Origin of the sequence: Inquilinus ginsengisoli (assembly GCF_050434925.1) — a bacterium.
Classification (GTDB): Bacteria; Pseudomonadota; Alphaproteobacteria; order DSM-16000; family Inquilinaceae; genus Inquilinus; species Inquilinus ginsengisoli_B.
The window spans coordinates 3,002,350-3,014,751 of record NZ_JBNDJK010000001.1 but is presented as its reverse complement, the minus strand read 5'-3'; the positions used below and the strand labels follow the sequence as shown (position 1 = coordinate 3,014,751).

The 12,402-nt window shown below is 68.6% G+C and carries 10 protein-coding genes; 7 read left to right on the top strand and 3 right to left on the bottom strand.

Features of this window, described 5'->3' with window-relative positions; genetic code table 11:
* Window positions 1-9 precede the first annotated feature (9 nt).
* Window positions 10-642, bottom strand: coding sequence for a hypothetical protein (locus QFZ27_RS14285; protein WP_429227058.1), 633 nt, complete (start codon window positions 640-642; stop codon window positions 10-12).
* Window positions 643-848: 206 nt separating this feature from the next.
* Here QFZ27_RS14285 and QFZ27_RS14280 point away from each other — a divergent pair, with 206 nt between their 5' ends.
* From QFZ27_RS14280 to QFZ27_RS14260, 5 genes are all read left to right on the top strand, one after another.
* A complete protein-coding gene (locus QFZ27_RS14280; protein ID WP_429227057.1) occupies window positions 849-2,387 on the top strand; it encodes a PBSX family phage terminase large subunit in 1,539 nt (512 codons plus the stop codon).
* Window positions 2,388-2,613: 226 nt separating this feature from the next.
* Complete coding sequence (locus QFZ27_RS14275; RefSeq protein ID WP_429227056.1) at window positions 2,614-6,186, top strand: cellulase family glycosylhydrolase; 3,573 nt, start codon at window positions 2,614-2,616, stop codon at window positions 6,184-6,186.
* Between the two features lie 308 nt (window positions 6,187-6,494).
* Complete coding sequence (locus QFZ27_RS14270) at window positions 6,495-7,388, top strand: LysR family transcriptional regulator (RefSeq protein ID WP_429227055.1); 894 nt, start codon at window positions 6,495-6,497, stop codon at window positions 7,386-7,388.
* Between the two features lie 210 nt (window positions 7,389-7,598).
* Complete coding sequence (locus QFZ27_RS14265) at window positions 7,599-8,534, top strand: pirin family protein (RefSeq protein WP_429227054.1); 936 nt, start codon at window positions 7,599-7,601, stop codon at window positions 8,532-8,534.
* A gap of 45 nt (window positions 8,535-8,579) precedes the next feature.
* Complete coding sequence (locus QFZ27_RS14260) at window positions 8,580-8,930, top strand: AraC family ligand binding domain-containing protein (protein WP_429227053.1); 351 nt, start codon at window positions 8,580-8,582, stop codon at window positions 8,928-8,930.
* Window positions 8,931-9,112: 182 nt separating this feature from the next.
* On the opposite strand, the gene QFZ27_RS14255 is transcribed toward QFZ27_RS14260, so the two are convergent.
* Window positions 9,113-9,307 carry a helix-turn-helix domain-containing protein gene (locus QFZ27_RS14255; protein WP_429227052.1) on the bottom strand — a complete coding sequence of 65 codons (195 nt, stop codon included), beginning with the start codon at window positions 9,305-9,307 and terminating at the stop codon, window positions 9,113-9,115.
* A gap of 176 nt (window positions 9,308-9,483) precedes the next feature.
* Here QFZ27_RS14255 and QFZ27_RS14250 point away from each other — a divergent pair, with 176 nt between their 5' ends.
* A complete protein-coding gene (locus QFZ27_RS14250; protein ID WP_429227051.1) occupies window positions 9,484-10,137 on the top strand; it encodes a hydrolase in 654 nt (217 codons plus the stop codon).
* Between the two features lie 27 nt (window positions 10,138-10,164).
* Window positions 10,165-10,341, top strand: a complete 177-nt coding sequence (locus tag QFZ27_RS14245; protein ID WP_429227050.1) for a hypothetical protein — start codon at window positions 10,165-10,167, stop codon at window positions 10,339-10,341.
* A 302-nt stretch (window positions 10,342-10,643) separates the two neighbouring features.
* Here QFZ27_RS14245 and ftsZ read toward each other — a convergent pair whose 3' ends face one another.
* Window positions 10,644-12,308 carry a cell division protein FtsZ gene (gene ftsZ, locus QFZ27_RS14240; protein ID WP_429227049.1) on the bottom strand — a complete coding sequence of 555 codons (1,665 nt, stop codon included), beginning with the start codon at window positions 12,306-12,308 and terminating at the stop codon, window positions 10,644-10,646.
* Between the last annotated feature and the right edge of the window lie 94 nt (window positions 12,309-12,402).

Here is a 12,402-nt window from a genome sequence, read left to right as displayed (position 1 = left end):
CGCGGCGACTCACCCCGTATCCGGCTTCTTGGGCCTGCGGCCGGAGGCCGGGCGAGGCTTGGGCTGATCCTCGGGATCGTCCTCGCCGTCCTGCGGCGGTATGAAGCCGAGCTGCTCCATGGCCTCGTCGGCCATCTCGAGCCAGCGCTCCACCCGCACCGGCAAGCCCCAGCGCCGGCACAAGGCGGCCACTGCGACCGGGGCCCGGCTGGCTTCGATCAACTCCGCCACCTCCGGCCGCTCCAGCCGCTCGCGCACCTCGGCGACGCGGCGCTGGATCTCCTCATTGTCCTTCGACACCTCGTAGGCCGCCGCCAGCATCGCCAGCTTCACCCGCAGATCGTGGAAGTCCTCCTGCGCCGCCTCGCGCTTCGCCGCGGCCTTGCGACGCTCGTCGACCTGCCGGGACAGCTTGTCCTTGAGCAGCAGGGTCAGCCGCACCGAGCGCGCGACCGTGGCGATCCGCTGGCAATAGTCGGCGCCGGGCTGTGGCACCTGCAGCGCCTCCTGCTGCGTCGCCCGGGCGATCGACATCTGGAGCTCGACCAACTCCGCCAGCACGCGCAGATCCCCCTCTGCCGCCGGAGCGGCCGGGGCTTCCGAGATCGAATCGGTCTGCGCGGTGTCCATAGAACGCACCATGAACGTGATCACAGATTAATACAAGAGTACAATGTGTTAACAGACTCCACCCCGATGCCGGCACAAGCAGCGTCGCTGGATCGCCCGATCGAATGTTCTCTATTTGTTCTTGACGCGACGCCGCGTCACGCCGCATGATTCGGGCAGAGTCGAAGAGTTGCGCCCGCCCGGCCCCGCCGCGGCGGGCTTTTTCATGCGAGGTCGGGATGCGGAGGAATGCGACGGGGAGCAGGCTGGGCTGGAGCGATGTCGCCGGGCAGCTTCACAGCGACGCCGGGGCGGCGGTCCTCTTCTCCCGCTTCGATCACGGCGACGCCAGGAGGCGGGCCGGTGAGATGCCGAACAGGCCCGAAACCCTGATCCTGTGCTTCGAGACAGCGGCCGGGCGGCGGCGACGGGGGGAGCCCCTGCCGGAGCCGATGCGCCGGCTGACCGGCGCGGCCGAGGCCCGGCTGTCCCCGGGCGCCGCCACCGGCCGCGCCGCGGCCGACCGGCTGGGGTTGGACCGGGCGTACCGGGATTTTCGCGACCTGGACGAATCGCCGGCCGCCCTGCCCGCACCCGACCTGGCACCCGCCTTCGTGCCGTTGCTGGAGCCGTCGCGCTACAAGGCCGCGTTCGGCGGCCGCGGCTCGGGCAAGTCGCATGCCTTCGCCGAGCTCTTGGTGCGGCGCTGCATCGAGGCGGCGCCGCTGCGGGCGGTGTGCATCCGCGAGGTGCAGCGCTCGCTCGACCAGTCGGTCAAGCGGCTGATCGAGGACAAGATCCAGGCGCTGGGCGCGGGCCGCCACTTCCGGGTGCAGACCGACCGCATCCTGACGCCCGGCGGCGGCCGCATCATCTTCCAGGGCATGCAGAACCACACGGCGGAGAGCATCAAATCGCTCGAGGGCTATGACATCGCCTGGGTCGAGGAGGCGCAAGCCCTGTCGATCCGCAGCCTGGACCTGCTGCGCCCGACCCTCCGCAAGCCGGGGTCGGAGCTGTGGTTCTCGTGGAACCCGACCCGGGCGGACGACCCGGTCGACGCGCTGTTCCGCGGCGGGACGCCGCCGCCCGGCTCCCTGCTGGTGCCGGTGAGATATTCCGACAACCCGCATTTCCCGGAGGTGCTGCGGGTGGAGATGGAGTGGGACCAGGCGCGCGACCCGGACAAGCACCAGCATGTCTGGCTCGGCGGCTACCAGACCTTCAGCGAGGCCCGGGTGTTCAGGAACTGGAAGGTGGAGGCGTTCGACACGCCGGCCGATGCCCGCTTCCTGTTCGGCGCCGACTGGGGCTTCGCCCGCGACCCGACGGTGCTGGTGCGCTGCTTCGTCCAGGGCCGGACGCTGTTCGTCGACCACGAGGCCCATCAGGTCGGCTGCGAGATCGACCGGACGCCGGCGCTGTTCGACACCGTGCCGGGGTCGCGGCGCGGCCCGATCATCGCCGACAGCTCCCGGCCGGAGACCATCAGCTACATGCAGCGCAACGGCTTCGGCAGCATCGCCGGGTCGACCAAGGGGGCCGGGTCGGTCAAGGACGGGGTCGAGTTCCTGAAGGCGCACGACATCGTGGTGCATCCGCGCTGCCGCCACCTGATCGACGAGCTGGCGCTGTACAGCTATCGCACCCATCCGAAGACCGGCGAGATCCTGTCCGAGCTGGAGGACCGCGAGAACCACGCCATCGACGCCCTGCGCTATGCCGTCGAGGGGCAGCGGCACAGCACCTATGACAGCTCGATGAAGTGGGTGCGATGAGGGGGGCGCCGGCTCCGTGACGATTCCCGGCCGGGCCGGGCTGCACTGGTGCATCGATTCGGTCAGTCGATCCATCGAATGTAACTGTTTCGGATTTCGCAAAAATATTATCATTTTTGTTGCCGTAACCACCGCGTTGCAGCGGCCTGCAGATTCGGAGCCATTTCTCGCCAGGTCCGGAAGACCGGCCGGCGGCGGGCGAAGCCGGGCGGGACAGGAGGAACCAATGACTGTGCCGGTGACCACCAAAGGTGTCGTCCTCGCTGCAGCCCCCCTTCTCGACGCCGGCGCCTCCGTCCTGAACGGATGGCGGGTGGAGTTCGACGCGTCATTCGCCATCGCGAGCATCTGGAATGCCGTGATCATCAGCCGTGTCGCCGATCACCCCGTGATTGGCGACACCTCCTGGAACGGCCAGGCCGGCGCCGGCCACGACGTCTCGTTCGGCTTCCAGGCGACGTCCGGCAGCGGCGGCACCGCGGCCTCCGGCTTCGCGATCAACGGCATCGCCGCCAGCGACGACGACGGAAGTCCCGTCCGGCCGACGCTGCCGGTCGGCGACGCGACGGTCATGGAAGGTCATGACGGGCTGCAGGACCTCGCCTTCACCGCCACCCGGTCCCAGGCGGCGAGCGGCCCCGTCGCCATCGCCTATGCCACCGCCGACGGCACGGCGACCGGAGGCGGCGGCGACCACACGCCGCTCTCCGGCACCCTGACCTCCGCTGCCAGCGAGACCTCGAAGACGATCCCTGTCCAGGTCGCGGAGGACAGGGCCATCGAAGCCAACGAGCCCCTGAGCCTCACCCTGTCCTCGCCGAAGGGCGCCACCATCGCCGGCGGCCCGGCGACCGGCACCGTCGGCCCCGACGATGCCACCCAGCTCGTGCTGCCGACCGTCAGGATCTCCGACGCGGCGGTGGTCGAAGGCAATCCGGGCGCCAACGGCGGTTCGGGAGGCTGGTTCAGCACCTCGGGCAACCAGATCGTCGATGACGCCGGTCACCCCGTGCAGATTGCCGGCGTCAACTGGTTCGGCTTCGAGACCGGATTGCTGGTGCCGCACGGCCTCTTCGCGCGCAGCTTGCAGGACATGATGGACCAGATGGTGGAGCTCGGTTTCAACACCATCCGCCTGCCCTATTGCAGCGACATGCTGCATTCGGCGGCGACGTCCTTGAACATCGACTACGACCAGAACCCGGACCTGCGGGGCCTGACGCCGCTGCAGATCCTGGACAAGATCGTCGACTATGCCGGTCAGATCGGCCTCAAGATCATCCTCGACCATCATCGCAGCGCAGCCGGCGACGGCGCCACGCCCAACGGCCTCTGGTACGACGCCCAGCACAGCGAGGCGAGCTGGATCGACGACTGGCAGATGCTGGCGGCCCGCTATGCCGACGATCCGACCGTGATCGGCGCCGATCTGCACAACGAACCCTATAACGGCGTCTGGGGCGGCGGAGGCGCCACCGACTGGGCGGCCGCGGCCGAGCGTGCCGGCAATGCCATCGGCGAGATCAATCCCAACTGGCTGATCTTCGTCGAGGGCCTCGGCACCTACCAGGACGAGCCCTATTGGTGGGGCGGCAACCTGATGGGCGTCCGCGACCGGCCGATCGAGCTCGAGCTCGACAACAGGCTGGTCTATTCGGCGCACGACTATCCCAACTCGGTCTATCCCCAACCCTGGTTCCAGGGTCCGGACTTCCCGGCCAACCTGCCGGCCAAGTTCGACCAGATGTGGGGCTACATCTTCAAGGAGGGCATCGCGCCCGTCTATGTCGGCGAGTTCGGCACCAGCCTGACGGATCCCAAGGACACGCCGTGGCTCGAGGCGATCATCGCCTATCTCCGCGGCGACTTCGACAACAACGGAACCTCCGACCTGGCGCCCGGCCAGAAGCCACCGAGCTGGTCCTTCTGGTCGTGGAACCCCGATTCGGGCGACACCGGCGGCATCCTGGGCGACGACTGGCAGACGCCGAACCAGGCGAAGCTCGACTATCTCGAGCCGATCCAGTTCGAGTGGAACGAAGGCGACCACAACGTCATGTCCTTCGTGGTCGCGCTCTCGGCGCCCGCGACCGCGGCCGTGACCGTCGGCTACCACACCGTGGCGGGCGAGGCGACCGCAGCCGACTTCACCGCCGTGAGCGGCACGCTGACCTTTGCCGTCGGCGAGCAGAGCAAGGTCGTCCGGGTGCCCGTCACCGCGGACCTGCTGCGCGAGGGCAGCGAGCACTTCCAGGTGGTGCTCACGGATGCCCATGGCGCGGTGATCGGATCCGGCACCGCCACGGGGACCATCATCAATGACGACGGCCTGATCGGCGGTGCCGGCGACGACCAGCTCACCGGCGGCAGCGGCCCTGACACCATGTCCGGCAATGGCGGCAACGACACGCTCGACGGCGCCGCCGGCAACGACCGGCTGGACGGTGGCGACGGCAACGACCGGTTAAACGGTGGTGACGGCAACGATATGCTCATCGGCGGCCCGGGTGCGGATGCGCTGGCCGGCGGGGCCGGCATCGACCTCGCCAGCTACTACACCGGCACGATCGGGGTCACGGTCGACCTGGCCACCGGCACCGGCAGCGGCGGCGCGGCGCAGGGCGACACCCTGGCCGGGATCGAGACCCTCTCCGGCAGCCAGGGCAATGACATCCTGGCGGGAAATGCCGGGGCCAACACGCTGCAGGGCTGGGCCGGCAGCGACGTGCTCCGCGGCGGGGCGGGGGCCGATCGCCTCGACGGCGGCACCGGCACCGACACCGCCAGCTACTACACCGGCACGATCGGGGTCACGGTCAACCTGGCCGCCGGCACCGGCAGCGGCGGCGCGGCGCAGGGCGACACCCTCGTCGCGATCGAGACCCTCTCCGGCAGCCAGGGCAATGACACCCTGGTGGGGAATGCCGGGGCCAACACGCTGCAGGGCTGGGCCGGCAGCGACGTGCTCCGCGGCGGGGCGGGGGCCGATCGCCTCGACGGCGGCACCGGCACCGATACCGCCAGCTACTACACCGGCACGATCGGGGTCACGGTCAACCTGGCCGCCGGCACCGGCAGCGGCGGCGAGGCGCAGGGCGACACCCTCGTCGCGATCGAGACCCTCTCCGGCAGCCAGGGCAATGACAGCCTGGCGGGAAATGCCGGGGCCAACACGCTGCAGGGCTGGGCCGGCAGCGACGTGCTCCGCGGCGGGGCGGGGGCCGATCGCCTCGACGGCGGTGCCGGCACCGACACCGCCAGCTACTACACCGGCACGACCGGGGTCTCGGTCAACCTGGCCGCCGGCACCGGCAGCGGCGGCGAGGCGCAGGGCGACACCCTGACCGGGATCGAGACCCTCTCCGGCAGCCAGGGCAATGACAGCCTGGTGGGAGATGCCGGGGCCAACACGCTGCAGGGCTGGGCCGGCAGCGACGTGCTCACCGGCGCCGGCGGCAAGGACACGCTCACGGGCGGCGCCGGGGCCGACCGCTTCGTCTATGGCAATGCCGCTCAGAGTCAGACCGGCGCCGGGGCGGACCGGATCACCGACTTCAGCCATGCCCAGGGCGACCGGATCGACCTCTCGGCGATCGACGCCGACACCACGCTCGCCGGCAACCAGGCGTTCCACTTCATCGGCACCGGCCTCTACACCGGCCATGCCGGCGAGTTGCGCTTCGCCCAGTCCGGCGAACAGACAACCATCGCCGGCGACATCAACGGCGACGGCACCTCCGATTTCCACATCCTGCTCACCGGCCGCGTCACCCCGGTCGCCGGCGACTTCGCGCTGTGAGCCCGACCCGGCGCCGACCGCCCTTCAACGGCACTGCCTCCGAATTCCATTAAATGCACTGTCACCGGATTTACGTTGCTGTCACCGGATTTACGGGATTTACGGGTCCGGCGGGCCGGGGTGATCAAGATGGCTGCTTTCATGGTCTTCCCACTGCGTGCCCTGCGGAAAGCCGCTATGAATGGCAATGGGTTCAACGGACGCATGCGCCGGCGGGCCACATCGCCCGGCCAGAACCTGTCGTTCCCTTGGGTGATGCGGCAGTGCCATAGTCAGGCAAGCTGTGTCGCAGAATTGGGGACGCCGAATTGGACATCGAAGATCTCCGAACATTCGTCGCAGTGGCTGATGCAGGGGGCGTGTCGGCCGCCGCGCGCCGGCTCGGCGCCGCCAAATCGATCGTCAGTCGGCGGCTTTTGCGGATCGAAGCGGAGCTCGGCGTCCAGCTTCTTGCACGAACGACCCGCGGCGCTGCGCTCACTGAGGCGGGGATCACGTTCAGAGACCATGCGGCCCGAGCCAGCGCCGAGATCGATACCGCCAGGGAAGCGATCCTCCCCGCCGGCGAGCTGCGCGGCGTCCTGAGGGTTGCGATGCCGCTTACTTTCGGCCCGACGCATTTCGCCCCCGTCGTCGCGGAAATGGCGCGCCAGCATCCGCAGCTCCACGTCCATACCTCTTACAGCGATCGCTTCGTCGATCTCATCGCTGAGGGTTTCGATTGCGCGATCCGGAGCGCCTACCTTCAGGATTCCAACCTGATCGCGAGGCGCGTCGGGCCGATCCATGGAAAGCTTGTCGCAAGCCCGGATTATGTCGAGGCGCACGGCTCACCCGAAACCCCGGCCGAGCTCGCCAGCCATCAGGCCCTCATGCAGGGAACGGAAGCCTGGCAGTTCATGGATGGCAGCAAGATCGTCACGGTTCAGCCGCAGGGCAGGTTCAAGGCCGGCAGCGCCACGGCGCTTGCCGCGGCGGCGGCGGCGGGTCTCGGCGTCGCCTGGCTCCCCGATTGCATCACACATGAGTATGTGGCCTCCGGTGCGCTGGTCCCGATCATGACACGCTATCCGGTGCCTCCGGGGGCCGCATATGTCGTCCGCCCGCCGGGTCAGCATCCCACGCGGAAAGTGCGGGTCCTGACCGAGATGCTGATCGAGTACTTCGCACGAAATCCGGACGTTTGGGGTCTCGACCGCTAAAACACGAACGGAGCGAGGCCTTATCGAAACTGCGTCGGCTGTCGCTCCATTGCGGGGCCGCTGAGCTCGACGACATTGCCTGCACGTTCCACTTACCGCGACACAGCTTGACGTAGCCCAGGGCTAGTCGGGCAGACCGTCGCTCGCCAGTCTGGGCATTCGCATCGGCAAGGGCGAGGCCTCCCGGCAGCCCAAGAGAGGATGAGGCGCATGAGTTGGAATCCGGCAATCGAACCGGGCTGTCCCGATGAGGTCGGCCTCGACGCGATCGAGACTCTCATCGTTCCACGCTCTCGCGATCTCGGCGGCTTCGAGGTCCGGCGCGCCCTGCCGGCGCCGAAGCGGCAGATGGTCGGACCGTTCATCTTCTTCGATCAGGCCGGGCCGGCCGAGTTCCTGACCGGCCAGGGCGTCGACGTTCGGCCGCACCCGCATATCGGTCTCGGCACCGTCACCTATCTCTTTCGCGGCGACTTCCATCACCGGGACAGCACCGGGGCCGATCAGATCATCCGTCCCGGTGAGCTGAACTGGATGGTCGCCGGGCGCGGCGTGACCCATTCCGAGCGCACCCCCGCGGCGGCCCGAAGCGGTCCGAACAGCCTGTTCGGCATTCAGACCTGGCTGGCGCTGCCCGAGCGCCACGAGGATATGGCGCCGATGTTCGAGCATCACGGGAAGGAAGCGCTGCCGGTGATCGAGGATCGCGGCGTCTCGATCCGGCTCATCCTCGGGGACGCCTATGGCGAGAAGGCCCCCGCGACCATGTATTCGGAGACGTTCTACGCCGACGTGGCGCTCGAAGCAGGAAGCCGGTTGCCGATGCCGGATGGTCACGAGGATCGAGGCATCTACATTGTCGAAGGCTCGATCTCGATCGCCGGCCAGGATTTCGAAGCGGGTCGGATGATGGTCTTCCGCCCCGGCGACAGGATCACGGTCGCGGCCGGCGACAGAGGCGCGCGCCTGATGATCCTCGGCGGCGCGACCCTATCGGGTCCCCGCTACATCTGGTGGAATTTCGTCGCGTCTTCGCAGGAGCGCATCGAGGAGGCCAAAGCCCAATGGCGGGCGCAGAACTGGGGCAAGGGGCGCTTCGATCTCCCGGCCGATGACCGGGATGAGCACATTCCACTTCCGGCCTGACCGGCCCAGGTGACGCAATCACGCCAGCTGGAAGGAGCAATTCCCATGAAGATCAGCAAGTTCGCCATCACCGACGCGGAGCTGGAGCGTTCCCCGGGACAGGACGGGGAGGTGTTTGCGGGCAACCTGGTCGACCAGCGCCATGGCTCCCCGATCACCATCGGCTACGGCCGCTATGGGCCGAACCAGACGCTCGAGGAGACAATGGCGGTCGATGATGTGATGGTCGTCCTCGAGGGACGACTGACGGTGTCCGCCAACTCAGACACCGTCACCGCGGGGCCGGGCGAGATCGTCCATATGCCCAAAGGGCAGAAGGTGACGATCCACTCGCACGAGCAAGGCGCGATCACCGCCTATGTCACCTATCCCCACTGGCAGGAGGCGCGGGAGTAAGAGACCGTTTGGAAATGCGCTGGCGCCGCCGTCTGACGGCGGTTTCTGCGCTTCCGGTGCTCACGCACCAATGTGCGCTGCGCTCCGGTTCTCGACACCACCGACATCCGACTCACGCCAGCGCATTTCCAAACGGTCTCCAAGTCCTCCGGGTGACGCCGCAGGCTCGACGCCCACGCAGATCACGGTCCGCAAATCCTGACCCGAGAGGTCGACGCAGGAGCGGCTTCGGTGAGTGCGGCGCCGCGGGTCGTTCGCGCGAGACGCTGACCGCCAAGCTGCGCCTCAAGCCGCAGCAGCCGCCGACCGACGATCGATCTGGAGACGCGGAGCCGGCGCGCGGTGGGTGAAATGCCCCCGGCATCGGCAACCTCCACGATGTCTTCAGACCCTCGCCCTCCAATGTGGCGTCCCTGGTTCTGCGACACAGCGTGGCAGATTCCGGCACTACCGTGATGCGTTCGAGAACGGCAATACAAGGCAGCGCTGCCCGGGGGCGCAAGATTGCCCGGCAGACATCGCCATTCATCGAAGACGTCAGAAAGGGATAGTCGTGACCTTCCGCAACGGCCTTAAGTCGCTCCTTCGTCCTGAGGATTCGGTTCTCGTCCTGATCGACCACCAGCCCTATCAGCTCACCAACCTGAACAGTCACGACCCGCATATGGCGGTCAACAATGCTACGGGCCTGGCGAAAGCCGCCAAGGCATTCAGCGTCCCGACCATCCTCACGAGCGTGCTCGCTGACCGAGGCGGACTCATCTTCCCGCAGATCACCGACGTCTTCCCCGGCCAGGACGTGATCGACCGGATGCTCATCAACACCTGGGAAGACCAGAGGGTCGTCGACGCGGTCAAGAAGACCGGCCGCAAGCAGCTGATCATCGCCGGTCTGTTCACGGAGATCTGCGTGGCCATGCCGGCGATTCAGGCTGCCGGCGAGGGCTGGGACGTGACGGTCATTACGGACGCCTGCGGCGGTGTCTCCGTTGAAGCCCATGAGGTGGCGATCCAGCGCATGATCGCGGCGGGCTGCAACATGATGACGTGGATGGCGCTCGCGTGCGAATGGCAGCGCGACTACACGAGGGCAGAGACCCTCCCTGCATTGGTCTCGCTGCTCAAGGATCACATGGCCGGTAGCGGCATGGCGTATCTGTGGGAGCAGCAGCTGCTCAACACGCCGGTGCCGAGCGCCGCGGGCTAGCGAAGCCGGGTGGCGAGAGGCGGATAGATGCTTTGCGAGACCCCGGCCGACGCCTGCTTCCTGTTCGGCGCCGACTGGGGCTTCGCCCGCGACCCGACGGTGCTGGTGCGCTGCTTCGTCCAGGGCCGGACGCTGTTCGTCGACCACGAGGCCCATCAGGTCGGCTGCGAGATCATCAGCCTCCGATCGCCCATGTCACCCTAATTCTTCTGTCTCAGTCCAGGGGTGCAGTCCATGTTCTGCCACGGCCCATTAAGTGCACTGTCACCGAATTTCTCTCGGGCTGCACAGCAAATGGCTCGTCCCGGCCTGAGCAATCACCATCCGCCGGCCCGGCCAAGGTAACGTCGGCCGCACTTTGCCTCGGGCGATCGCGCCTTGGCTTTGTGGCCTCATCGACCCAAGAAAAAGGCCGCCCGCGGGAAGCGGGCGGCCGAGGCACATGAAAATCCCCACCGGCCGCGAGGGGAGCGTGCGGCCGGTGGAAGGGGTGGAACGAACCGGCCCTAGTTCGCCTGGCGGCGGAGGAAGGCCGGGATGTCGAGCGCGTCCTCGTCGCTGCGCGGCAGCGGGGCGCGGCCGGCATCGATCGCCAGGCGCTGCTGCGCCACCGGACGCGGCGCCTCCGGGGCCCGCGGCGGCTCGGCCGTACGCGGCGCCGGCTCCTGGCGCAGCGTCGGCTCGTGATGCGCCTGATGCGACTCCGGCTGCGGCTGCTCCTCCTCACGAAGGAGGCCGGTCACCCGCCGGAACAGGCCCAGCTTCTTGCGCCCTTCCGCCGGAGCGGCCGGAGCCGCCTCGACCGGGCGCTGCGGTGCCGGCTGCACGGCAGCCATCGGGGCCGGACGCGCCGCGCCGAAGCCCGGCCGTGCGCCCGCCGACATCGCCGCCGAGGCCCGGGCCTGCTGCACCGCCGGCTCCTGCATCTCGGCGACCGCCGGCTCGGCCTCGTCCTCGGCCGCGTAGTCCGGCTCCGGTGCCGCCTCGACCGGGGCCGGGGCCTGCTCGACCGGGGCCGGGGCGACCGGCTTCGGCGCCGGCTGGGCCATGGTGAAGCGCTGCGGCGTCACCGCCGCCGGGCGGGCCGGCATCATCGGCTGCGGCTGGGGCTGCGGCGCCGGAGCGCCGGCCGGCTGCGGCCGGGCGCGGTCGCCGGAGGGCAGCGTGGTGGTGCTGTAGGTCTGCGACCGCTGCGCCTGGTTGATCGCCATGTCGATGCCGGTGGCGACCACCGACACCCGGACCTTGCCCTCCATGCTCTCGTCGAAGGTCGAGCCGAAGATGATGTTGGCGTCGGGGTCGACCTCGTCACGGATGCGGTTGGTCGCCTCGTCGACCTCGTACAGGGTCATGTCGAGGCCGCCGGTGATGTTGATCAGGACGCCCTTGGCCCCCTTCATCGAGATGTCGTCGAGCAGCGGGTTCGAGATCGCGGCCTCGGCGGCGCTGATCGAACGGCGCTCGCCCTCGGCCTCGCCGGTGCCCATCATCGCCTTGCCCATTTCCGCCATCACCGTGCGGATGTCGGCGAAGTCGAGATTGATCAGGCCCGGCTGCACCATCAGGTCGGTGACGCCGCGCACGCCCGAATGCAGCACCTCGTCCGCCATCCGGAAGGCGTCCGCGAAGGTCGTCTTCTCGTTGGCGATGCGGAACAGGTTCTGGTTCGGGATGATGATCAGGGTGTCGACATATTGCTGCAGCTCCTGCAGCCCCTGCTCGGCCATGCGCATGCGGTGCGCGCCCTCGAAGTGGAAGGGCTTGGTCACCACGCCGACGGTCAGGATGCCCTGCTCGCGCGCCGCGCGGGCGATCACGGGTGCCGCACCGGTGCCGGTGCCGCCGCCCATGCCGGCGGTGATGAACACCATGTGGGCGCCGTCGAGATGGGCGACGATGTGCTCCATCGCCTCCTCGGCCGAGGCCCGGCCGATGTCGGGCCGCGACCCGGCGCCGAGGCCCTGGGTCAGCCCGGCGCCGAGCTGGATCCGCTTCTGCGCCGCGGAGCCGGCCAGCGCCTGCGCGTCGGTGTTGGCCACCACGAATTCGACCCCGGCCAGGTTGGCCCGGATCATGTTGTTGACGGCGTTGCCGCCGGCGCCGCCGACCCCCACCACGGTGATCCGCGGCTGGAGGCTGATATCACCCTGCGGGATGCTGAGATTGATCATGTCGATGCTCCCCTACTGTCCCCTATTCACCCGGTCCGCTTCCATCCGCCCGATCCGTGCTCCCGGCATCGCCCCGGATGGGCAGGCGTGCCGG